Origin of the sequence: Planococcus sp. CP5-4_YE, from assembly GCF_019042655.1 — a bacterium.
Taxonomy (GTDB): domain Bacteria; phylum Bacillota; class Bacilli; order Bacillales_A; family Planococcaceae; genus Planococcus.
On sequence record NZ_JAHPZO010000001.1, the window covers coordinates 218,621 to 242,474 of the forward strand.

General features: G+C 48.6%; 22 protein-coding genes. 1 reads left to right on the top strand and 21 read right to left on the bottom strand.

The features are described 5' to 3' along the window. Nucleotides 1–226: 226 nt before the first annotated feature. From glnA to KTG14_RS01160, 3 genes are all read right to left on the bottom strand, one after another. Nucleotides 227–1,561, bottom strand: coding sequence for a type I glutamate--ammonia ligase (gene glnA / locus KTG14_RS01150; RefSeq protein WP_216968618.1), 1,335 nt, complete (start codon nucleotides 1,559–1,561; stop codon nucleotides 227–229). 38 nt (nucleotides 1,562–1,599) lie between these two features. Beyond that, entirely contained in the window at nucleotides 1,600–1,986 is a 387-nt protein-coding gene (locus KTG14_RS01155) for a MerR family transcriptional regulator (RefSeq protein WP_211654403.1), read from the bottom strand. Nucleotides 1,987–2,101: 115 nt separating this feature from the next. Next, nucleotides 2,102–3,334, bottom strand: coding sequence for a methionine gamma-lyase family protein (locus KTG14_RS01160; RefSeq protein WP_216968620.1), 1,233 nt, complete (start codon nucleotides 3,332–3,334; stop codon nucleotides 2,102–2,104). A 109-nt stretch (nucleotides 3,335–3,443) separates the two neighbouring features. Between KTG14_RS01160 and KTG14_RS01165 the strand changes: the two genes are divergently transcribed. After that, nucleotides 3,444–4,049 carry a trimeric intracellular cation channel family protein gene (locus tag KTG14_RS01165; RefSeq protein ID WP_216968622.1) on the top strand — a complete coding sequence of 202 codons (606 nt, stop codon included), beginning with the start codon at nucleotides 3,444–3,446 and terminating at the stop codon, nucleotides 4,047–4,049. Between the two features lie 35 nt (nucleotides 4,050–4,084). On the opposite strand, the gene KTG14_RS01170 is transcribed toward KTG14_RS01165, so the two are convergent. The 18 genes from KTG14_RS01170 to KTG14_RS01255 all read right to left on the bottom strand — a co-directional run bounded on the left by KTG14_RS01170 (nucleotide 4,085) and on the right by KTG14_RS01255 (nucleotide 23,854). Further along, nucleotides 4,085–4,387, bottom strand: coding sequence for a rhodanese-like domain-containing protein (locus tag KTG14_RS01170; RefSeq protein ID WP_216968624.1), 303 nt, complete (start codon nucleotides 4,385–4,387; stop codon nucleotides 4,085–4,087). A 36-nt stretch (nucleotides 4,388–4,423) separates the two neighbouring features. Further along, a complete protein-coding gene (hfq, locus tag KTG14_RS01175; protein ID WP_058380502.1) occupies nucleotides 4,424–4,648 on the bottom strand; it encodes an RNA chaperone Hfq in 225 nt (74 codons plus the stop codon). 18 nt (nucleotides 4,649–4,666) lie between these two features. Then, a complete protein-coding gene (gene miaA / locus KTG14_RS01180) occupies nucleotides 4,667–5,611 on the bottom strand; it encodes a tRNA (adenosine(37)-N6)-dimethylallyltransferase MiaA (protein ID WP_216968626.1) in 945 nt (314 codons plus the stop codon). After that, nucleotides 5,604–6,524, bottom strand: a complete 921-nt coding sequence (locus KTG14_RS01185) for an alpha/beta fold hydrolase (RefSeq protein ID WP_216968628.1) — start codon at nucleotides 6,522–6,524, stop codon at nucleotides 5,604–5,606. The genes miaA and KTG14_RS01185 overlap by 8 nt, the downstream gene beginning before the upstream one ends. 79 nt (nucleotides 6,525–6,603) lie before the next feature. Continuing rightward, nucleotides 6,604–8,448 (bottom strand): DNA mismatch repair endonuclease MutL, encoded by a 1,845-nt coding sequence (mutL, locus tag KTG14_RS01190; RefSeq protein ID WP_216968630.1) that lies wholly within the window; start codon nucleotides 8,446–8,448, stop codon nucleotides 6,604–6,606. Nucleotides 8,449–8,452: 4 nt separating this feature from the next. Beyond that, nucleotides 8,453–10,978: a DNA mismatch repair protein MutS gene (gene mutS / locus KTG14_RS01195; protein ID WP_216968632.1), complete on the bottom strand. Its 2,526-nt coding sequence runs from the start codon at nucleotides 10,976–10,978 to the stop codon at nucleotides 8,453–8,455. A 134-nt stretch (nucleotides 10,979–11,112) separates the two neighbouring features. Beyond that, on the bottom strand, nucleotides 11,113–11,541 hold the full coding sequence (locus tag KTG14_RS01200; RefSeq protein ID WP_211654411.1) for a YlbF/YmcA family competence regulator: 429 nt from the start codon (nucleotides 11,539–11,541) through the stop codon (nucleotides 11,113–11,115). 232 nt (nucleotides 11,542–11,773) lie between these two features. Continuing rightward, a complete protein-coding gene (locus tag KTG14_RS01205) occupies nucleotides 11,774–12,571 on the bottom strand; it encodes a TIGR00282 family metallophosphoesterase (protein WP_216968633.1) in 798 nt (265 codons plus the stop codon). Nucleotides 12,572–12,637: 66 nt separating this feature from the next. After that, nucleotides 12,638–14,197 (bottom strand): ribonuclease Y, encoded by a 1,560-nt coding sequence (gene rny / locus KTG14_RS01210; RefSeq protein WP_211654413.1) that lies wholly within the window; start codon nucleotides 14,195–14,197, stop codon nucleotides 12,638–12,640. Nucleotides 14,198–14,425: 228 nt separating this feature from the next. Further along, nucleotides 14,426–15,493, bottom strand: a complete 1,068-nt coding sequence (gene recA, locus KTG14_RS01215; protein ID WP_216968636.1) for a recombinase RecA — start codon at nucleotides 15,491–15,493, stop codon at nucleotides 14,426–14,428. A gap of 175 nt (nucleotides 15,494–15,668) precedes the next feature. Then, complete coding sequence (locus KTG14_RS01220; RefSeq protein ID WP_216968637.1) at nucleotides 15,669–16,922, bottom strand: competence/damage-inducible protein A; 1,254 nt, start codon at nucleotides 16,920–16,922, stop codon at nucleotides 15,669–15,671. Nucleotides 16,923–16,946: 24 nt separating this feature from the next. After that, nucleotides 16,947–17,525 carry a CDP-diacylglycerol--glycerol-3-phosphate 3-phosphatidyltransferase gene (gene pgsA, locus KTG14_RS01225; protein WP_216968639.1) on the bottom strand — a complete coding sequence of 193 codons (579 nt, stop codon included), beginning with the start codon at nucleotides 17,523–17,525 and terminating at the stop codon, nucleotides 16,947–16,949. Nucleotides 17,526–17,574: 49 nt separating this feature from the next. Further along, on the bottom strand, nucleotides 17,575–18,438 hold the full coding sequence (locus KTG14_RS01230) for a helix-turn-helix domain-containing protein (protein ID WP_216968641.1): 864 nt from the start codon (nucleotides 18,436–18,438) through the stop codon (nucleotides 17,575–17,577). A 17-nt stretch (nucleotides 18,439–18,455) separates the two neighbouring features. Next, on the bottom strand, nucleotides 18,456–19,256 hold the full coding sequence (locus KTG14_RS01235; protein ID WP_058380490.1) for a YmfK family protein: 801 nt from the start codon (nucleotides 19,254–19,256) through the stop codon (nucleotides 18,456–18,458). Between the two features lie 88 nt (nucleotides 19,257–19,344). Further along, complete coding sequence (ymfI, locus tag KTG14_RS01240; RefSeq protein ID WP_216968643.1) at nucleotides 19,345–20,064, bottom strand: elongation factor P 5-aminopentanone reductase; 720 nt, start codon at nucleotides 20,062–20,064, stop codon at nucleotides 19,345–19,347. Beyond that, nucleotides 20,061–21,362, bottom strand: a complete 1,302-nt coding sequence (yfmH, locus tag KTG14_RS01245) for an EF-P 5-aminopentanol modification-associated protein YfmH (protein WP_216968646.1) — start codon at nucleotides 21,360–21,362, stop codon at nucleotides 20,061–20,063. The genes ymfI and yfmH overlap by 4 nt, the downstream gene beginning before the upstream one ends. Beyond that, nucleotides 21,355–22,629 (bottom strand): EF-P 5-aminopentanol modification-associated protein YfmF, encoded by a 1,275-nt coding sequence (gene yfmF / locus KTG14_RS01250; RefSeq protein WP_216968648.1) that lies wholly within the window; start codon nucleotides 22,627–22,629, stop codon nucleotides 21,355–21,357. The genes yfmH and yfmF overlap by 8 nt, the downstream gene beginning before the upstream one ends. A 265-nt stretch (nucleotides 22,630–22,894) precedes the next feature. Beyond that, complete coding sequence (locus tag KTG14_RS01255) at nucleotides 22,895–23,854, bottom strand: ABC transporter permease (RefSeq protein WP_216968651.1); 960 nt, start codon at nucleotides 23,852–23,854, stop codon at nucleotides 22,895–22,897.

Here is a 23,854-nt window from a genome sequence, read left to right on the forward strand (position 1 = left end):
ACGGGATCAGCGGGTTTGAGAGACCCCGCAGGCAATGAATGAGCGAAGCTGTGCTGAGCACATTCATTTGCGATGCTCGAGCGTAGTGAGAGTTGATCAACGCTTTAGTGACGAGGAGGCTCGATCCCCGCCCCGAGGAAAGCGAGCGATAAGCTTCGGAAAATACGATTTCTTATCTTTCTCGACAAACTGAAAAAACCGGAGCACTGGGCTCCGGTTTTTGATATTAATACATTTTCAAATATTGCTCTCGCTCCCAAGGATGGACGCTAGTTCTGAACATATCCCATTCGATTTCCTTCGCTTCCACGAAGTTATTCAAAATGTGTGAACCGAGCGCTTTTGTCATGACTTCATCGTTTTGCAACTCATCAAGCGCTGCATACAATGTGCCTGGCAAATCTTCAATGCCGACTTCTTTGCGTTCTTTGCGGTTCATTGCATAGATGTTGCGGTCAACAGCTTTTGGCGGAGTCAAGTCACGCTTGATGCCGTCAAGGCCAGCTCCAAGAAGTACAGCCATCGCCAAGTAAGGATTCGCAGCAGGGTCAACTGAACGCACTTCTACGCGAGTGGATAAGCCACGGGAAGCCGGAATGCGGATTAATGGGCTACGGTTCTGGCCAGACCAAGCAATATAGCAAGGTGCTTCATAGCCTGGTACAAGGCGTTTGTACGAGTTGACTGTCGGGTTTGTAACAGCCGTGAATGCTTTCGCATGCTCGATGATGCCTGCCATGAACTGGTAAGCCGTTTTGCTTAACTTCAAATCGCCATCTTCATCCAGGAAAGCATTTTCGTTGCCTTTGAACAAGGAAACGTTCATGTGCATGCCTGAACCGTTGACGCCGAACAATGGTTTCGGCATGAATGTTGCGTGAAGGCCGTGTTTACGGGCAATCGTTTTGACCACAAGTTTAAAGGTTTGGATATCATCGCAAGCTTTGATGGCATCTGCGTATTTAAAGTCAATTTCATGTTGTCCTGGTGCCACTTCGTGGTGGGAAGCTTCGATTTCAAAGCCCATTTCCTCCAGCTCAAGCACGATGTCGCGTCGGCAGTTTTCGCCAAGGTCCATCGGTGCCAAGTCAAAATAACCGCCATGGTCATTCAACTCAAGAGACGGTTCGCCTCTTTCATCAAGTTTGAACAGGAAGAATTCTGGCTCTGGCCCTAGGTTAAAGTGAGTGAATCCAAGTTCTTCCATCTCTTTCAAAACACGCTTCAAGTTTGTACGTGGATCTCCAGCAAATGGCGTGCCGTCTGCATTGTAAATATCGCAGATCAAACGCGCAACTTTCCCTTTCCCAGTAATCCATGGGAATACTACCCACGTGTCAAGGTCTGGGAACAGGTACATATCGGACTCTTCGATGCGGACGAAGCCGTCGATTGAAGAGCCGTCAAACATCATTTTATTGTCGAGTGCTTTTTCAAGCTGTGATGTTGGGATTTCTACGTTTTTGATAACGCCGAGAATGTCGGTGAATTGCAGGCGGATAAAATTGACGTCTTCTTCTTTTACCAATCGAATAATGTCTTCTTTTGAATACTTGCTCATGTACTGTTCACTCTCCTAGGTTATATTATGTAGCCCGCTTATTTAAAGAAACGGGATAAATCACCGTGTCGTTGGGATGCCTGGCTAAACGGCCGTGCTTGATGCTTCATCTCCTCACGCAATAAGCTGCGGAGTTCTGCATCACTCAATGTCTTCGGCTCGGCTTGATCGTTTTGCGGCATCTCTTTGGTTTCGTACAGTTTTCTGATGCCCGCGACATTAAGGCCCTGCTCCAGATAATCCTTAATCTCGAGCAGTGCATCGACATCATTTAATGAAAACATGCGCTTATTGCCTTCTGTCCTGGCCGGACTGATCAGCTTCTGCTCTTCGTAATAGCGTATTTGCCGCGCTGTCAAATCCGTCAGTTGCATTACGATGCTGATCGGGAGAATGGGCATGGTGCGGCGAACCCGATTTGTCATAAGTTTCACCCATTTCACTAATTACTACATTTTCAGTTTATTACATGTCAGGTTATTTGTCAAACAGATGTTAGATTTTCTGACATGACTTTTTACAGACTGTTTTAACAATCACTTACAGTAATTGTTCTTTCTCCAAAACGTGCAATGCGTTGACGACCGCCAGCTTCACATGTTCATAAGTCAATCCACCTTGGACAAATGCAGTAAATGGTGCACGAATCGGCCCGTCAGCGGTCAATTCGATGCTCGCGCCCTGCACAAAGGTGCCGGCCGCCATGATGACATCATCTTCGTAGCCTGGCATATAGGCAGGCTCAGGCAGAAACTGTGCATTGACCGGGGAATTCGCTTGGATCGCACGGCAAAACGCCACCATCTGTTCAGCCGTCTGGAATGAGACCGATTGGATCAGGTCTGTCCGTGCCGCGCTGTAATGAGGGCTGGTTTTCATGCCGGCAGTCTCCAATAAAGCTGCGGTGAAGACCGCTCCTTTCAAGGCTTGGGACACGATATGCGGGGCCATGAAAAATCCTTGATACATGTCAGCGAGTGCATTGAGGGAAGCTCCAGCCTCCCCTCCTATACCCGGAGAGGTCATGCGGTAAGCGCATTTTTCAATAAATTTGCGTTTACCTGCGATGTATCCGCCAATTTTGGCAAGGCCGCCCCCCGGATTCTTGATTAACGAGCCGGCTATGAGATCTGCACCCGCTTCAATTGGCTCTTCGGTTTCTACGAACTCGCCGTAGCAATTATCGACGAATATGACAGCATCCGGATTGATTTTCCGGATTTTTTCGACCATGCCCTTGATTTCGCTGATGGTGAAAGAAGGCCGGTTATCATAGCCTCTTGAACGCTGAATCGCGATCATTTTGGTATTGTTTGTGATGGCTTGTTCAACGGATGGCCAATCCACTTGATGCTGTTCGTCCAGGTCCACGTGCCGGTAAGAGATACCGAAATCCTTGAGGGAACCCGTATCTTCCTCTCCACCCGAGACGATCGAAGCGAGCGTGTCATAGGGTTGGCCTGTAATATAGAGCAGTTCATCGCCTGGCCGCAAGATGCCGAACAAGGAAATCGTGATGGCGTGTGTGCCTGAAATGATCTGCGGGCGGACAAGCGCCGCTTCTGCTTTAAAGACGTCGGCATAGACCCGCTCCAATGTATCTCTGCCTTCGTCATCATATCCATAGCCTGTAGACGGGTGGAAGTGATGATCGCTGACTTTCTGGCGATGGAAGGCTGCAAGCACTTTCTGCTGGTTGTGCAATGAGACGTCATCTGCAGCTTCTAACTGCGGTCGAATCATATCTTCTGTTTTTTTGATTAGATTATACATAGGAATCTCCATTTCTCTTCGGTGGTTGATTGCTCATTAGGCTATTTGAAAATGACTCCAATTCTGCTACAATTCATAGAGTTGTTTAAGTTAAGGAGGGCGTCGAATAATGGCTTGGGAAGTACTAAGCGCCATCGGGACCATTGCATTTGCGGTATCCGGGGCGATCATCGCCATGGAAGAAGAATACGATATTTTCGGCGTCTATTTGCTTGGCGTTGTGACTGCATTCGGCGGCGGGGCCATCCGCAACCTATTGATTGGGGTCCCAGTATCCGCTTTATGGGAACAGGAATTCATGTTCCAATTGGCGCTCATCTCCATCACCATCGTGTTCTTGTTCCCACATAAGACACTTGGCCACTGGAATCGCTGGGGCCATTTTTTCGATGCCATCGGCTTGTCTGCGTTCGCTGTGCAAGGGGCATTGTTTGCAGTGGACTTGGGCTTGCCGGTCTATGCCGCGGTGGTAGCTGCTGTTTTGACGGGATCCGGCGGCGGCATGGTGCGAGACCTTCTCGCCGGTAGAAAGCCTTTGGTATTGAAAGCTGAAATATACGCTGTCTGGGCGGCGATTGCGGGATTATTGATCAGTATTGATGTAATCCGGACTGATGTCATGCTTTATGCGTTAGCTTTAGCCATTACCTTGCTAAGAATCCTATCCTATACGTATAAGTGGAGATTGCCGACACGCAAAATTCTCACGACATGATAAAAGCCGATCGGCATTTGCCGATCGGCTTTTTCTCATCCGTAAATTGTGATGCCGCGCCAAGACGTCATGCCGCCGTCGACATTGACCGGTTGGAATCCATTCGACTCCAAGTAATCTGCAGCTTTGGCACTGCGGCCACCTGCCTGGCAAACAATATAATACTGGTTCGAGGAATCCAGTTCCCCGGTGCGCTCTGGCAATTCACCGAGTGGGATATGACGGGATCCTGGAATCATGCCATTCGCTACTTCCTCTTTCTCACGAACGTCGATAATGTGGAGTTCGTCTCCAGCGTCCACTTTCTGGTTCAGTTCATCTGTACTGATTGATTTCATCCGTTATCCCTCCTATCTTACTGGTCGATTGCCTGTTTACTCCTGGTGTTCAATCGACACGGGCTTTGCCGGTGAAAAAGTCGAAATGGCGTGCTTGTAGATCAATTGTTGCTTGCCTTCCGTCTCTACCAGCACCGTGAAATTATCGTAAGATTTAATGGTGCCTTTCAATTGAAAGCCGTTCAGTAAAAATACTGTAACGAAAATATTGTTTTTGCGCAGCTGGTTTAAATACACATCTTGGATATTAACCGGTTTCATGGAACTCCCCCTGTTTCTCTAGCGTATAGTTTTAGCCATTTGTTCAATTCGACGGTTGCGGTCGTTTTCCTGCCAAAAGCGCATAATTTCTTCCACATTGTTTTCCTTATCTGCTGTTGCATCCAGCCAAAGAATCGGCATTTTATTGCGGAAATAGGTAAATTGACGCTTGGCGTATTTTCTCGAATTGCGTTTCAGTTTCACAACCGCCTCTTCCAATGGATACAAGCCATCAAAATATCCATACAATTCCTTATAGCCGATCGCCTTGATGGATTGAACATCCCGCAGTCCGCCATCATACAAATGCCGGACTTCATCCAACAAGCCAGCGCCTATCATTTGATCGACGCGGCTGTCGATGCGCTCATACAATTTGGCCCTTGGCACATCGAGGCCGATGATCAACTCATCGTACATTGGTGCCTGAGCTAGACTGCCGTCTTCTTTCTCCTCGCCACTCAATAAAATCTCCAAGGCACGCAGAACGCGCCGCGTATTGTTCGGGTGGATGTCAATGCCCGGATTTAGCTCCATTAACTTGCTATGCATCGCCAACGGTCCTAAGCGTTCGAGTTCGGAATGCAGTGTTTGCCTGAGTTCTTCGTCGACTTGCTGCTTAGAAAAGCGGTAATCGAACAGCACCGATTGGACGTATAACCCCGTTCCGCCGACAATAATCGGAAGCTTGCCGCGCTGTTGGATTTCGACGATTTTTCGTCGTACCAACTCTTGGTATTCAGCCACCGAAAACGATTCTTCTGGATTGCGGATGTCGAGTAAATGATGTGGGATGCCAGCCATTTCCTCCGGACGGATTTTAGCCGTCCCAATATCCATTCCCCGATAAACCTGCATTGAATCCCCATTGATGACCTCGCCGCCCAAACGCTCGGCGAGTTCGATGCTAAGCGCGGTTTTCCCTGAAGCTGTCGGGCCGACGATGGCAATTACTTCAACCATAATCGTTCATCCAGTCGAGAATGGTTTGCTGATACGTATTTGCCTTCACTTCATGTATCACTTCATGACGCCCATCTTCTGCCATATAAACTTTTACTTTGTCGATGCCTGCTTTATTAAATTGCGCCGCGACTTCAAATACGCCACTCCCTTTTCTGCCGACCGGATCCATCGTTCCACTGATAAAGAGGACCGGCAGGCTTTTCGGGATGCGTTCAACCTCTTCCATCCGGTGAATGATGTCGAGACCTTCGAACAAGTCGACATAGAACTGGTTGGCCATCTCAAATCCACACCATGGATCCGCTTCGAATTGCTCAACCGCTTGACGTTTGCTGCTCAACCAAGAAAATTTAGATTTCTCATCAAGAAAATCTTTGTTATAGCTACCGAAGATCAAGTTACCGAGAACCGGATTACTAGCAGTTTTTCCTTCCAGCTTGCTGAAACTTTTAGCGGCTGCAATACCCGCCGATAAGGAAAATCCAGGATGTCCGCCGGTGCCAGACAGCACAGCACAGTCAACGTTTTGCCCATGCAACTGCAAGTATCGCCTCGCGACAAATGAACCCATTGAATGCCCCATCAGGATAAAAGGCAGCTTGCCGATTTCCTGTTGTGTATGGCGAATGACTTCTTGCACGTCTTCTACTACCCTTGAGAAGCCATCAGACTCTGCAAAATACCCTCTTACCCCGTTGCGTTCTGCCGTTTTTCCATGTCCTCTTTGATCGTGCGCTGACACGGTAAACCCTTGTTGATTCAGAGATCCAATAAACTCCTTATAACGGCCGCTATGCTCAGCCATTCCATGAATAATGTGCACATGGCCTTTCGGGTTGTCCGTTCTATACAGGCTGCAGTATATTTCTTGGCCATCTGAAACCCGTATGTATGAATTTGTCATATCCATTGATCTACACCCCTTCTAAAATTTTGTGATGAACATCTTTTTTCTCTTGTTCTAAATACACGCAACTAAGCACTGTTACTCAATTCATTACGCGTTTGAACATTTTTTCGATATCGTAGGTTTTAAAATGGATAATGACCGGCCGTCCGTGAGGGCAAGTGAACGGTTGTTGTGCTTTTTTCAAATCGGCCAATAAACGCTCCATATCGTGTTTTTGCAAAAAGTGATTCGCTTTGATCGAGCGTTTGCAACTCATCATGATGGCCGCATCTTCGCGCAGCTTCTTGATATCGACTTTGCGCTCCGCCAATACCTGTTCAATCAAATCCTCGATAACTTCCTGTTCAAAGCCCTTCGGGAACCAGGTCGGATATTCTCGGACAATGAACGTCGTCTCACCAAATTCCTCAAGGAACACGCCACTTTCTTCCAAGACATTTAATTGCTCTTTTAAATGCATCGCTTCATCCCGGCTGTAATGGAAGGTTAATGGCAAAAGCAGCGACTGGCGTTCATTCGAGTCGGTATCTCCGACTTTTTCGCGAAAAAACTCATACTTGATGCGTTCTTGTGCAGCGTGCTGGTCAATCAAATAAAAGCCATCCGAACTTTGCGCCACAATATAGGTGCCATGGATCTGGCCGACCACTTCGAGTTCCGGAAATTGCGGGCTATTGTCAATCCCTTGCAAGTTTTCGGGCTCATCAAAAGGCCCCTGCACAGCTTCTACTGGTTCATGAGATGGTTCAATGACCGTTTCAAGTCTTGGCTCCAGCTGAAAATCTTCAGCACGTTCATTCAATTTGTCCTGTTTCCAATCCATCGATGCTGGAATCTCCGGTTGACGGCGCACTGTTTCTTCAGCCGGCCGCTTCCACAAATCCAGTTGACGGCTCGGCGCCTGCTTAGCCGGCTTCGGCTTTTCGATAACTGGTGCACGTACGGCGGTCTGGATGGCTCGGCGAATCGTATCGTGGACCAGTTCGAGCAATTCCTTTTCTTTGCTGAGACGGATCTGCTGTTTCGATGGGTGTACGTTGACATCGGTTAAATACGGATCCCCTTTGATGTTCAACACGACAATTGGCTGGCGTTCAAGCGGCAAAAACGTATGATAGGCCTTGTGCACCGTATTGGCGATGGCATAATGCTTGACCCACCGGCCATTGACGAACAGCGAGATGTAATTTTTATTGGCGCGTGTAATTTCAGGCAGTGAGGCAAAGCCTTCGATTTGGTAATCAGCTGATTCGCCTTCAAACGCGACCATTTTCTTGGCGATGGCCACACCGTAAATATCCGCCAGCACACGGCGGATTTCACCGCTGCCCGCTGTCTGGAGCAATTGCTTGCCGTCATGGACTAAGCGGAATGAAACCTCCGGATAACTGAGCGCAAAGCGGTTCATCAAATCAATCGTATGCCCGAGTTCCGTCTGCAAGGTTTTCATGTACTTCAATCTTGCTGGCGTATTGAAAAACAATTGGCCGATGCGGATATCCGTCCCTTGCCGCAATGCCCCCGCACGCTGTTCAGTTAGCCGCCCGCCTTCAATTTCCAAATGCGTCCCGGCCGTTCCGTCCGAAGTATTCAGCACCACTTTCGAGACGGAGGCGACACTCGCAAGCGCCTCCCCGCGAAAGCCAAGCGTGCGGATGCGGAACAGGTCGTGTTCATTTTCGATTTTGCTAGTGGCATGTCTTGAAAAAGACAATAACGCGTCTTCTTCGTCCATCCCCGAACCATTATCGATAATTTGTATCGATGTCAGTCCTGCTTCCTCTAGCAGCACTTCAATAGCCGTGCTGCCGGCATCGATCGCATTTTCCACCAATTCCTTGACGACAGAAGTCGGCCGTTCGACGACTTCCCCTGCCGCGATTTTATTGGACAGCGGTTCGTCCATCAACCGGATTTTGCCCATGGTATCAGCCTCCTCCGCTTATTTTCTCCTGCAAATCGTTGATCAGCTGCAACGCTTCGAGCGGCGTCATGCGCGAAATCGACGCATCTTTGATGGTTTGCAGAACTTCTTCGTTCACCGTATCGCGTTCATCAAAAAACGATAATTGTTCGGCTTGCTGCTGTGTTTTATGGTTATCCGCCTCAAAACTAAGCAATAATTCACGCGCGCGGCGCAAAATCGCTTCCGGCAAATTGGCCAGTTCCGCTACATGGACACCGTAACTCTTATCGGCAGGGCCTCGTTTTACTTTATGCAAAAACACCACTTTTCCGGATTGTTCCATTGCTGAGACATGGACATTGCTAAGCTTCGGAAGCGTCTCTTCCAAAGCCGTCAATTCGTGGTAATGCGTCGAGAACAAGGTATTGGCGCCGATTTGTTCATGGATGTATTCAATCATCGATTGCGCCAGCGCCATGCCGTCGTAAGTAGAGGTACCGCGCCCAATTTCATCAAACAGCAGCAAACTGCGTTCTGTCGCATGGGTGATGGCGTATTGCGACTCCATCATTTCGACCATGAACGTACTTTGGCCGGATACGAGGTCATCCGCTGCGCCGATGCGCGTGAAAATCTGGTCGACGATCGGCAATTCTGCAGAAGCCGCCGGGACGTAGCTGCCGATTTGCGCAAGGACAATCGTTAAGGCGACTTGGCGCATATAAGTGCTTTTACCGGACATGTTCGGCCCAGTGATCAACAGCATATTGCCATCATCGCCGAGTTCGCAGTCATTCGGGACATAATGCTGTTTGTTGAGCATTTTCTCGACGACTGGGTGGCGGCCTTCGCGGATCGAAATTTTCCGCCCATCGTTAAAGGCCGGTTTCGTGAAGCGATATTTTTCCGCGACTTCCGAAAAGCTGATATAGACGTCGAGTGCGCTGACTTTGGAAGCCAATTGCTGGATGCGCGAAATGTATTCCTTTACTTGTTCGCGCACACTGACGAATAATTCGTATTCCAGTGTCAAACTTTTCTCTTCCGCCGTTAAGATCAAAGTTTCTTTTTCTTTCAACTCCGGCGTGATATAGCGCTCAGCATTGGCCAAGGTCTGTTTTCTTTCGTATCGATCAAGGTCCGCCAAATGCATATTGGCTTTTGAAATCTCAATATAATAGCCAAAAATACGATTATAGCCGATCTTCAAGGATCGGATGCCCGTTTTCGCACGTTCTTTTTGCTCGAGTTCCGCAATCCAGTCCTTGCCGTTTCGAGAAGCGTCCCGGTATTCATCCAATTGCGTGTTGAAGCCGTCACGGATGATGCCGCCTTCTTTCGCCGATAACGGTGGATTGTCGCTGAGCGCTGCCAGCAACTCGCAAACTTCCGGGCAAGGGTCTAACCCGGCGCTGAATTGCTCGAGCGAGGCGTGTCCTGAATCCGCAAGCTCACGTACAAGTTCTGGAATCTTCTCCAAGGAATTGCGCAGCTGCGCCAAATCCCGCCCGCTCGCGCTGCCGAATGCCACACGTCCAGATAAACGCTCCAAGTCATACACTTGTTTCAGTAATTGCTGCAATTCCACGCGCACGAAATAACGATCCATTAAAGCTTCCACCATTTGCTGGCGTGCTTCGATCGCAAAGCGGTCCGCCAAGGGCTGATGCAGCCATTGTTTTAATTTACGGCTGCCCATGGCCGTGACTGTTTCGTCTAATAGCCATAATAACGTGCCTTTATTGTCGCCGCCGCGAATGGATTCGATCAACTCCAGATTGCGTTTTGAGTAATAATCAATGCCCAGGATGCGGGCATTTTCACGGAATACGAAGGGCTGGATATGGCCGAGCGATTGCTTTTGTGTCGATGAGATATAGGCAAGCAAGCGTTTGCCGCACATTTCGAGCTCGCTTGGGCATTCGGCGAATAAAGCCGGGTCCGCCGAAAAAGGCGCCTCCATATGCTCCACTGATAAAATCAGCTGCTGGTCTTCTTCTGCTAGTAATAAGCGCAATTGCTCGGAGACAACCAGTTCCCGGATGTGCAGTGCCTGGAGTTCGTTGAGCAGTGCTTTTTCATTGCCTGCTATGTAGGTGGCAGTCGATTCGCCCGTTGAAATGTCTAAATACGCAAGACCGAAACCACCTGCCACTTCATCGGCCGCGGCGATGAAATTATTCGCTTTGGCGTCGACACTTTTGCCCTCGGTATGGGTACCAGGTGTGATGAGCCGAACCACTTCGCGCTTGACTACGCCTTTCGTCGTTTTTGGGTCTTCCACTTGTTCGCATACCGCGACTTTGTGGCCTTTTTGGATTAGCTGGTCAATATAGTTTTTGGCAGAATGGTGCGGCACACCACACATGGGAATGCGGTCTTCCCCGTTGCCGCCACGGCTCGTCAATGTGATTTCTAGAAGCTGGGATGCTTTGATGGCATCGTCGTAGAACATTTCATAAAAATCGCCCAAACGGAAAAACAGGAAGGCATCCTGATATTCGGATTTCACTTGCAAATATTGTTGGATCATTGGTGTCGGTGCCATTGTTTACCCTCTCTCATTCATTCAATTGTTCGTTTCCTCATTATAACAAACTCGTAGGCAGAAACGAAAAAACTGAAAGAGCTGGGCTCTTTCAGTTTCTTTAGATCACTGCGCCATTTGTTTCGCGCTGTGGATTATGAGCAGCCTCCGCCGCCATCGTTTCTTACTTTGGACCCTGTTTCGCCGCGCAGCAAGTCGCCGCCGGTATCCGTGATGATATTGTTCGTCACTTGATTGGCAATCGCCGTTGAAACCATCTGCAACAGCGAATTGACATCGCTTTGTGATTGCTTGAATTCTTGAACGATCGGCACAGCGTCGATTTCCTCTTCGATTTTCTGGATTTTCTTCTCGATCAATTCAAGCGCGCGTTCTTTTCCGTAATGCTGGAAATTGACCGCTTGTTTTTGTAGGCTTTTCAAGCTGGCGATTTTTTCGCGGATCTGTTGGTTTTCATTGATTTGTGCTTCCGCACGCTTAAAGAAATCCACTTCTTCTGTTTCGGCGATCATGTCTGCCACTTCACGCGCTTTATCGACGATTTGTTGTTTTGTATAAGTCATTTCCGTAGACACCCATTTCCTGGTCCGGTGCCGAGAACCGGCATCAGACGCTGTATTTTGATTTTCTTTATCTGTCAGAACACGTTCGCTTACGATTGTACAGTGAATCCGCTAAGCTCGACAACAATTTCGTCTCAAGCCAGCCATTCGGCGATCTCTAATCATTATACTGAACGAATGAGGCTCGATACAAGCTGTCCGGGCAATTGTCGTTAATTCGACACCAGCTTACTTATGCTTGGAACGGGTAATCTTCGTTGACGTAGATTCTCTCGCATCTCAGAGCTTTGCCTGTATTGTCGTCAATCTCCGTGAAAAATCCACTGACGACCGAACGGCCCGACTTTGGCACTTCAAAGCGCGTCGGCATATTCGTCTTGAAACGATACAAAACAGAATCTTTTTTCATGCCGAGGATTTCGTCGTATGGGCCGGTCATGCCGACATCCGAAATATACGCCGTTCCGCCAGGGAGAACACGTGCATCCGCTGTTTGGACATGGGTGTGCGTCCCGACAACGACAGAAGCGCGGCCATCCAAATGCCAGCCCATCGCAATCTTTTCGCTTGTTGCCTCCGCATGGAAGTCGACGAAGACGAGCGGCGATACTTGCTTTGCTTCTTCAATCAACTCATCTGCCATTTTGAACGGATCGTCATGGGCAGGAAGGAACACACGGCCATGCAAATTGATGACCGACAAGGTTTTGCCGTTTTTCGTGACAGTTGCGATGCCGCGTCCAGGTGCCTCTTCCGAAAAATTTGCCGGGCGGATCAAGTAATCCACATCGTCGATAAAATCAAAAATTTCTTTTTGGTCCCATGTATGGTTACCCATTGTCACCATGTCGACCCCCATGAACAATAGATCCTGGTAAATCGATTTGGTAATGCCGCGTCCTGCAGCGGCGTTTTCGCCGTTTGCGATGACGACATCGGGTGCATATTTGCGCTTCAGCCGCGGCAAATAACTTTCGAGTGCTTCTCTCCCGATCGACCCTACAATATCCCCGATAAATAAAACTTTCATGCAATCACCTTTCTCCATAAGAAAAAGGCTTCTTTGAATGGATATTCAACGAAGCCTTTTTCGTTTTTATTTTGCGTATTCAACGGCACGCGTTTCGCGGATGACCGTCACTTTGATATGTCCTGGATAATCCAATTCTTCCTCGATGCGCTTGCGGATATCGCGTGCAAGGCGGTGAGCTGTCATATCGTCGATCTGCTCCGGACGAACCATAATCCGGATTTCGCGGCCTGCTTGGATGGCGAACGATTTCTCGACGCCTTCATAAGACTCTGAAATCTCTTCCAGCTTTTCAAGCCGGCGGATGTAGTTTTCGAGCGTTTCGCTTCTGGCACCTGGACGTGCTGCGGATAGTGCATCCGCTGCTGCGACGATGACCGAAATGACCGAAGTCGCTTCCGTATCCCCGTGGTGGGAGGCGATGCTGTTGATGACGACCGGATGTTCTTTGTATTTCGTTCCAAGCTCGACGCCGATCTCGACATGGCTGCCTTCGACTTCATGGTCGATGGCTTTGCCGATATCGTGTAAGAGACCTGCACGTCTTGCAAGTGTCACATCTTCCCCAAGCTCTGCTGCCATGAGGCCTGACAAGAACGCCACTTCCATCGAGTGTTTCAGGACGTTCTGGCCATAGCTTGTGCGGTAGCGGAGTCGACCGAGTATTTTGATCAAGTCTGGATGCAAGTTATGTACACCTACGTCAAATGTGGTTTGTTCCCCAATTTCACGAATTTGTTCATCGACTTCACGTCTTGACTTTTCAACCATTTCCTCGATTCTCGCTGGATGGATGCGCCCGTCCGACACCAATTTCTCAAGTGCCAGACGTGCCGTTTCGCGGCGGATCGGGTCAAATCCGGAAAGAATGACCGCTTCCGGCGTATCATCGATGATTAAATCGATGCCCGTCAAGGTTTCAAGCGTCCGGATATTGCGTCCTTCACGCCCGATAATGCGGCCTTTCATCTCATCGTTCGGCAAGTTGACCACGGAAACAGTCGTTTCCGCTACATGGTCTGCAGCAAAGCGCTGCATCGCGAGCGACAAGATATTCTTCGCTTTTTTGTCCGATTCTTCTTTGGCACGGGCTTCCGATTCCTTGACCATAACTGCGATGTCTGTCGACAATTCATTTTCCACTTGCTCGAGAATGATGCTTTTCGCTTCCTCGCGTGTCAAAGATGAAATCCGTTCCATTTCGGTTTGTTGCTGCTGAACCAACTCTTCAGCTTTGCTCTCCATCTGTTCAATATGCTGTTGTTTTTCGGCAAGAGCCTGATCTTTGCGTTCAAGTCCGGCCTCGCGTTTGTTTAATGCATCATCCTTGCGATCCAAATTTTCTTCTCTCTGCAACAACCGATTTTCATGTTTCTGCATTTCCGATCGGCGTTCGCGAATTTCAGATTCAGCTTCAGTACGCAATTTATGATTTTCGTCTTTCGCTTCCAGCAAGGCTTCTTTTTTCAGCGCCTCTGCTTCCCGTTTTGCATCTTCGACCACTTGCTCTGCGGAATGTTTGGCGCCTGCCATTTTGGAATCGTTTGCCTTTTTCAATGCAAAATACCCAACAACTACACCGACGATGATACCAAGCAAAGCGAAGATGAACTCAGTAATACCCATTCGAACACCTCCTCTTGCTATTGATTTTTTACATTTTCAAAGGATGAATCAATAACTCTTTGTCTTTCATCATTCGTTTAAAAATTAGTAAATAATACAATTTTAATTGTATAGATGGACCTATGCGCTGTCAACCCTGCCAAGCCGGCGCCACTTGCTTGTAAAAAGACTGCGAAGCATCCGCTTCGCAGTCTTTAAAGAAAGTCATTATAAAGTTTCAAGTACTGCCTATTCCTCTTCGTCGACGAGCAAGTTAAAGTCTTCTGCTTCTTTCTTGTCATCTTTAGGTACAGAAACGGAATAAGACGCTGCTGTCATGCCGTAATGTTCACGGACTTTGCCAGCGATTTCGTTGCGTGTGTCTTCGTGCTCACGCATGAATTGCTTGGCGTTTTCACGGCCTTGCCCAACGCGTTCGTTGTTGTAAGAATACCATGAACCGCTTTTTTGGACGATATCAAGGTCTGCCCCAAGGTCGACGATTTCACCTTCGCGCGAGATCCCTTGTCCGTACATGATGTCTACTTCCGCTGTGCGGAAAGGTGGTGCTACTTTGTTTTTAACGACTTTAATCTTTGTCCGGTTACCGATGATGTCATTGCCAGATTTCAACGCTTCTGCACGACGCACTTCAAGTCGGACAGACGAATAGAATTTCAATGCGCGTCCGCCTGGTGTTACTTCCGGGTTACCGAACATTACGCCGACTTTTTCTCGGATTTGGTTGATGAATACAGCAATGGTGTTTGATTTATTGATGGCACCCGAAAGTTTACGGAGAGCCTGTGACATGAGACGAGCTTGCAAACCGACGTGAGAATCGCCCATTTCGCCTTCGATTTCAGCTTTTGGTACAAGTGCCGCTACCGAGTCGATGACGACGATGTCTACTGCACCACTGCGCACAAGCGCTTCTGCAATTTCAAGTGCCTGTTCGCCAGTATCTGGCTGAGACAGCAATAGTTCATCTAAGTTGACGCCAAGTGCTTTGGCATAAACCGGATCAAGTGCGTGCTCTGCATCGATAAATGCAGCTGTTCCTCCAGAAGCTTGTACTTCAGCAATAGCATGAAGTGAGACCGTCGTTTTACCTGAACTTTCAGGTCCGTAGATCTCAATGACTCGTCCGCGCGGATATCCGCCTATGCCGAGTGCGATGTCGAGTGACAATGACCCACTGGAAACAGTTGAGACATTATGGCCCGTACTCTCACCCAATTTCATGACAGAACCTTTACCGAATTGCTTTTCTATTTGTTTTAGCGCCATATCCAACGCTGCTTTACGATCGCTCAAAAGAAATCCTCCTCTTATGTGAAAACCAATTTTCTAACTGATTTCAGTATACTAGTTTATTGAGAAATTTACAAGAAAAAAGCGAACGTTTATTCGTGTTCGTATAAATGTTTACCGAATTTGACCCCCGCTATTTTATCATTCCCCTGAAATGGGCATAAAAAAACACGCAAAATTAAATTTTGCGCGCATCTTCATCTGTTAGTGTTCGTATCAAGTAATACAGACCTAGTTTCACAGCACGTAAGCGATTGGTGTTTCTTAAGCCGGACAGTTCGAGCCGGTAAGTATGGGTGTCTTGAGCACTTGCAATACCAATCCATACTGTACCAGCCGGCTCTTCGCCATGTGCATCTGGACCGGCCGCTCCGGTAAGGCTTACCGCAATATCAGTGCCGAATTTTTCCAGTGCGGCAGCCGCCATTGCAGCTGCCGTTTCTTCGCTAACAACAGAATGCTTTTCGAAAAATTCAGCAGCCATGCCGAGTTGCTGAATCTTCATTTGCTCATTATAAACAACCACGCCACCATTCAATACAGCACTTGCCCCTGTTACGGATGCTAGTTCTGACTGGAACAGCCCCGCCGTCAGGCTTTCAGCAGCCGAAATGGTTTTGCCTTGCTGTTTTAACAGGTCGATTGCTTTCGAAGCGAGCGAATCGTCATCATAGCCGTACAGATAGTCACCGACGCGTTCCATAATTTCTTCTTTGGCTGCTTCGATCAATTCCCATGCCTGCTCTGTCGTATCCGTTTTAGCCGTGATGCGCAATGTCACTTCGCCGGCAGAGGCCAGCGGTGCAATTGTGGGGTTGGTCTGTTTGTCCAAGATATCCTGCAGCCGGTCTTCGAGTTCTGCTTCCCCGATGCCGTAAAAACGCAAGACATGCGACAAGATAATATTTCCTTCATTGAGCATGCGCACCAATTTCGGTTTCGCTTCGAATTGGAACATCGGCTCTAGTTCATGCGGCGGACCGGGCAGCAACATGTACATATGATCGCCGTTTTGGTACATCATTCCAGGCGCCATACCATTCTCATTGAACAGCACCTCGCAGCCTTCAAGTACAAGCGCCTGCTTTTTGTTGTTGTCGGTCATCGGGCGGCCAGCGCGTTCAAAGTAGGCAGCAATTGACACCATGGCTTCTTCATCCATTGCCAGTGTTGTACCCAGATGATTGGCGATGGTCTGCTTTGTCAAATCGTCTTTTGTCGGCCCAAGCCCACCCGAGAAGATGATCAGGTCAGCACGAGATTCCGCGACGGCGATCGTGTCTTTCAAGCGCTCCGGGTTGTCTCCTACTACTGTATGGTAATAGACGTTGATCCCGATTTCGGCGAGATGCCCGGAAATGAAGCGCGCATTCGTATTAGTGATCTGGCCGAGCAGAAGCTCTGAGCCAACTGCAATAATTTCAGCGTTCATAGCAACCTTCCTTTCATGTGGCGCTTATTTGGACGTCATAAGCCCTTTGCGGTTGGCATAGAAATAATCCCATCCGGACCATACCGTAAATACCAAAGCGATATAAAGCATGATCTCGCCGAACGGAATACCGGCCAATGCAAAAATCATATTGTAAAGCAATAGCGAAATAATCGCGAGCAGTTGTGTAACGGTCTTGATTTTGCCTAAATTGCCGGCTGCCACGACTTCACCTTCGCCTGCCAGCACCAAGCGCAAGCCAGTGACCGCGAATTCGCGGCTGATAATGATAATGACAACCCATGCCGGCGCGAAGCCTAGCTCGACTAAGATGATCAATGCCGCAGAGACAAGGAGTTTATCGGCAAGGGGATCCAAGAACTTGCCGAAAGTCGTGACTAAATTGTATTTGCGCGCATAATAGCCATCAACCCAGTCGGTGGCGGAGGCAAAAATGAAGATCAATGCGCCGATGAAGTGTGCAACCGGAAGCGTTGCTCCAAGAAGCGTCATATCTCCCCATCCGAAATCGATGAGCATGAACGCCATGAAGAGTGGGATCAGCAAGATCCGTGAGATGGTGATTTGATTAGGAATATTCATTTGTTTTTCTCCTTTCAATTCTCGCAGAAAAATAGCCATCAGGTGATGGCTACTGAGCATCATCAAAACGGATGATGATGTTTTGCGGTTTAAGTTCTTGTTCATAGGGCACCGCTTCACCGTTCAGTTCAATGGAAAGCATCGGGTAATCCCCGACCCGCATGAAAATGTCCGTTTCATCAGATACATCAATAGCTTCCGTCTCCCCGGCCTCGAACACACGAGCGAGGCTCAACAGTTGAGCTCCGCCGTCATTTAAAACACTCAACCATGATTCGCCGTTTGCGGTAAATTCAAGCTGTTTGTCAGCCGGGCCAGCGAACGTATATGTCGTCGTTTCACCCGATACACTCTCAAGTTCCAATTGGGCTTGAGGCTCTTCGGGTTCCGGTTGTTCTTCCGGTTCATCAACAGGAGCTTCTTCTGGTGCCGCTTCCGGCTGCTCTTCCGGTTGTTGCTCAGGCGCAGCTTCGTATTCCACATCGCCGCCTTCTTCTTCCTGTTGGACATCGTTACCCGATGTGCTGAGCAGATAGAAATACCAAATGACCAATAATATGAAAACGATAAATAATGCCACCAGTACTTTCGGCATTGATTCTGCGACGGGGCCAGAGTTGCTTTTTTTCTTCTCGGGCCTGCGCGTCAAATGCTTAGCCGGCGCGGCCTCTAGGGTATCTTCAGGCAGCTCGTTTTCATGTTCCCTTAACAGGGCATCGCCGTCCATACCGACGGCTTGTGCATAGCGCTTGATAAATGCACGCACATAAAAGCTGCCAGGGATGGCCGAATAATCTCCTGTTTCGATGCCTTCCAAATGATGCTTTTGGATTTTTGTCCGCTCATTGAGCTGTTCTAGGCTTAAGCCTTGTTCGAGCCTTGCCTGTTTCAGCTTCTTGCCCAATAGTCCCATCGTCATCACCTGCCTGGTTAAAAATTGAAACCGTCACCAAACATATCCATTTGGTCTTTATTGTCCATAAACGTGTTTTTCTCCAATACTTCATACGTAATCTTTTCTTCCGGATGATGTCGCAATTCGATAATATAATCGAAATCATCGATGCTGTACTCCGAATGCTCGACGAATTTGTCGGGATGCTCAACCACTTTGATGGTCGGCATGCGCATCATCTCCCGCACGAGCTGAAGATGGCGCTCATCGGCTGAACGCCTTGTGACGATGCCGTCCAAGATGAAAATATTATTGTCGTTATGTTCATCGCCCATCAATTGGTTGCGGACGGTCTGCTTGATCATCGTAGACGACAGGAAAATCCATTTCTTGTTGGCACTGACGCTTGCAGCAACAATTGACTCGGTCTTGCCGACGCGCGGCATGCCCCGGAGCCCGACCAGTTTATGGCCTTCCTGTTTGAAGATTTCCGCCATGAAATCGACGAGCAGCCCGAGTTCATCCCGCACGAAACGGAAAGTTTTGCGATCGTCTGCGTCGCGCTGGATATAACGGCCATGCCGCACCGCGAGAATGTCTCGCAATTTCGGTTCGCGGAATTTCGTCACCGCAATCGTTTCAATCGTCGACAGGATCTGTTCGAAGCGTTCGATCTGCACGTCATGCTCTGCGCGCAACAGCATGCCGCGACGCCCTTGGTCTACACCGTTGATGGTAACGATATTGACGCGCAGCATGCCGAGAAGCGATGCGATGTCCCCGAGCAAGCCCGGGCGGTTGACTTGGATTTCATACTCAAAATACCATTCTTTCATGCTTCACTCTCCCTCCATATATGTGTCATCCTATGGTCCATTGCCTTTATGATAGCCTACATCAACAATGATGAAAAGCTTGCGTACATTAAATGAGCCAGCCTCCGTTGACGCGAATCGTCTGCCCGGTAATATAATCCGCCTTGCCGCTCGCTAAAAAAGCAACAGCATGGGCAATATCTTGTGGAGAACCTGCCCCGAGCGGAATCTCTTCTTCGAGCTCCAGCCATTCTTGCTCTGTCAATCCGTCATTCATTTTGGTGCGGATCAATCCCGGCGACACGGCATTGACGCGTGTGCCGGACGGCGCCATCTCTTTCGCATACGCTTTCGTGAATGCGAGTTGTGCGCCTTTCACAGCCGAATACGCCGTTTCCATAGAAGCGCCCGTTTCGCCCCAGATCGATGCAATAAATATGACATAGGATTTTTCATGCCTCATGAAATAAGGCGACAACAGCCGCACCGTCTCGATCGGATTTTTTACATGGACGCGCCATAAAGCATCCTGGTCGTCGCTGCTCGTGTCCTGCAATAGGCCAGACAGCGCGTGCCCACTCGCACAAACGATGCACGAGCTGTCGAACACTTGGCTTGCGACTTGCTGGGCGCCGCCGTCTTGCGTGAAATCGCCCTGTACCGAAATGAACTCCTGCTTTGGGTAATGTGCGCTGAGCTCCTCCGCAAATGCTTCAAGGGCGTTCGAATGATAATGAAGATAAAGCGACCAGCCCTCGTCCGCCATCTGTCTGGCAATAGCTCCGCCGATGTCTCCCGATGCCCCGAGAATCAGAGCGAATTGCTTCACGCCTGTTCCTTCTCCGGTGATTTGATCGTAAAGACCGATTGCTGGCTTTCTGCACTGACTAAAGCGAATGCATTTTGCAAATCGGCCACTTCGATCTGTTCAAGCACCGGCACGACATCGAAAAGGTTCATGCCGTTGAACGCATATTGCGTAAATTGGTTGGCAATATATTCCGGTGAATTCAACGCGCGCATGAAAAAGCCGATTTTCTTGCGGCGCACGCGGTCTAGGTCTTCCTGACCGAACGGCCATTTTTCCACTGCCTGATGGATCGCTTTTTTAACCTCTTCTGCAAACTTTTCAGGATGGTTCGTATCCGTCCCGATCAGTGCATAGCCGAATCCGCTTTCCAATGAATAATCGAATGAATACGATTCATCGATCCAGCCGTTCTCGTAAGCTTCATGGTAAAAGTTCGAAGTTCTGCCAAACAATAACTCGTACGCGAGCTGCGCGGATAATTCATGCTTGAGCATTTCCGGCCCGTGCAGATCCAGCCGCTCCGGTTTGACGCCGACAAAGACTTTCGGTTTTTGGACCGCCATTTCTAGCGTCCGTTCCTTGACCGCCGCTTCTTTCGGCTCGTCAGGAAAAATGCGCTCGATCGGTGCAGGCGCATCGAATGTTTTCGCCGCCTGGTTGTCTTTGACGAATTGCATCATGCTGTCAGGCTCAACGTTTCCGACGATAAACAACGCCATATTCGACGGGTGGTAGAACGTATGGTAGCACGTATAGAGATGTTCCGCCGTGATGTGCTGAATCGACTCAACTGTCCCAGCAATATCGATTTTGACGGGATGGTTCTGGTATAGGTTCTCGATCATGCCAAAGTACAGGCGCCAATCGGGTTGGTCGTCATACATGGTGATTTCCTGTGCAATGATGCCTTTTTCCTTTTCTACTGTCTGTTCGGTGAAGTACGGGCTTTGGACAAAATTCAGCAAAGTCGTGACGTTTTCCTGAATCCGCCCTGTCGCGGAAAATAGATACGCCGTCCGCGTGAACGAAGTGAACGCATTGGCAGAAGCGCCGTTTTTACTGAACTCCTGAAAAATATCGCCTTCTTCTTTTTCGAACATTTTATGCTCGAGGAAGTGGGCGATGCCATCCGGCACTTGAACCGCTTGTTTTTCACCTAGCGGCACGAAATGGTTATCAATCGAGCCGTATTTCGTCGTGAATGTCGCGTAGGTTTTTGAAAATCCGCGCTTCGGCAGGATGTAAACCGTCAAACCATTAGGCAATTGTTCGTGATAAAGCGTTTCTTCGAGTTGGTTGAATTCCATTTTATTCATCTTTTGCTTCCTCCTTGCCAGACAAGAAATACGTCATTTGCAAACTGATATTGTTTGCTGCCTGCGCAATCTGCTCTTTTGTTACGCTTTCCCATCTTTCAATCAAATAGGCAGGTTCAAAGTCTTCCGAAAGTTCCATGTATTGATCGTAAATATCGATTTGGCCTCTTGCCGAATCGAGCGCTTCTTTTAATTGGTTGGTGAGCAAAGCTTTCGTCTGGTCCAACTCGGTATCGGTAATATGCCCTTGCTTGATTTCATCCAATTGGCCTAGGATCAACGAAACCGCTTTTTCTTCCAACTTGCGGTCGATGCCGGCAAGGACGAACATCAGGCCGAACTGCGAGGCATAGGAACTCGATACGTAATAAGCCATGCTTTCCTTCTCGCGGATATTGGCGAACAATTTTGAATGCGCGTATCCGCCGAAAATGCCGTTCATCAATTGCATGACCGGGAAATCTTCGTCGCGGAATGTGACCGGTGTGAAGAACATCATATGCAATTTCCCTTGTTTCATGTCCTCGTATTCTAGCACGCGGGACTGTTCGGGCGGCTGCAATTGGGTTTCCATTTTTTCAGGAAGTTCTTTGCGGTCGGTAAAATGGAAATAATCGCGGATATGCGCAGAGATCACTTCCGGTGAAACGTCTCCCACCACGTAAATCTCCACTTCGTTATTTTCCAGCATATGGTGGTATGCAGCAACAAGCGACTCATTGGTCACTTGCTTGACTTGTTCGATTGAACCGTTCGAAGTAATCGAAGCAGGATGGCCGGGAAGCCCGAGTTCCATCATGCGCTGCTGGGCGTAACGGGTTTTATCATCAAATACCGATTCGATGCGCTGGACGATGGATTCCTGTTCCCGCTTGAAAATGCTCTCCTTGAACAGCTCATTCTCAAAATTCGGCTTGAACAGGACGATATACATCAAATTCATCACTTTCTCAAGAACGCCTTCATCCGATAGATATTGGTCATTAACGGTTTCGACATTCAAATTGAGGATATGGTCGTCTCCGCGTTTGGTGGAATCTATGTATAAGGAGGTTCCGTATAAATCATCGAGCACCATGCGCAGTGCTGTATGGGATGGATACATTTCGTTGCTGTGCTGCAAGACATTTGCCAGGATCGCGCGTTCGGAAGCATTTTTCACGGTAAGGCGGTCCTTGAAGCGGATCGAAAAATTAATCGTTTTGAATTGCGTCGTTTGGTGTACGTGGACATGGACGCCTTGTGCAATCTTATTGGTTTCAAACATGTTGGATCCCCTCTCGTAATTCATACACTAACTATACCGGACTTTTTCCTTTAAATGCAATGAAACCGGAGGAAACCACTGGAAAAAAGCAGCCGGATTTCAAGCGATTCCTCGATTATGCAAATTCCTTGAAACATCTCAGCCTCCAGCACGCTATTTAATGAAGGGTTTTTCCAACCGCCAGAGCCTGCTCTTGATTTTTTCCATAAAAAAACTGGCGGGGAGTTCCCCGCCAGTTTTCAGTCCGCTGATATGCGGCATCTGTTTAACGCTGTCCTTTAATATACGGTTTCCCGTTCGCTTTCGGAGCATTGGCGCGGCCGATGAAGCCAGCCAGCGCAAAGATCGTCAAGACATACGGCAAGATCAACAGGAAGACGTTCGGAATTTCCTGGATATACGGAATCGAAGAACCGACAATGCTCAAGGATTGCGCGAAGCCAAAGAATAAAGCCGCGCCCATTGCACCAAGCGGATGCCATTTTCCGAAGATCATTGCAGCAAGCGCCATAAAGCCTTGGCCGTTGATTGTCGCATGGCCGAAGTCTCCAGTAATCGTCTGCGCATAGATCGCGCCGCCGATTCCAGCGAGTGCGCCGGAAATCATGACTGCTACATAGCGCATTCTTGCGACGTTGATCCCCATTGTATCAGCTGCCATCGGATGCTCGCCGACTGCGCGCAAACGCAAGCCGAACGGAGTCTTGTAGATGACGAACCATGCCAGGATCGCCACACCGATTGCAAAGAATGAGGTATTGTAAACCGATGTGAAGAATAATGGGCCGATGACAGGAATGTCAGATAACACCGGAACGTTATAACGTGCAAAACGTTCGGTGATGAAATCCGTCTGGCCTTTATCGAAAATGCTTTTCACCAAATAAAGTGCAAGTGCGATTGCCAATAAGTTGATGGCAACCCCTGAAACGACTTGGTCGGCGCGGAATGAAATCGATGCCACGGCGTGAAGCAGCGACAACAGCATCGCTGCAACCATTGCAGCAATCAATGCTAGCCATGGTGTCATTCCACCGAATGTATCCGCGAATAACAAGTTGAACAAAATACCGACAAATGCGCCGATGACCATCAAACCCTCCAGGCCGATGTTGACAACGCCAGAACGTTCAGAGAACACACCGCCAATTGCAACAAGAATAAGCGGTGCTGCATAGAAAATTGCCGAAGGAACGATGAAATATAGAATCTCCATAAAGCTCAT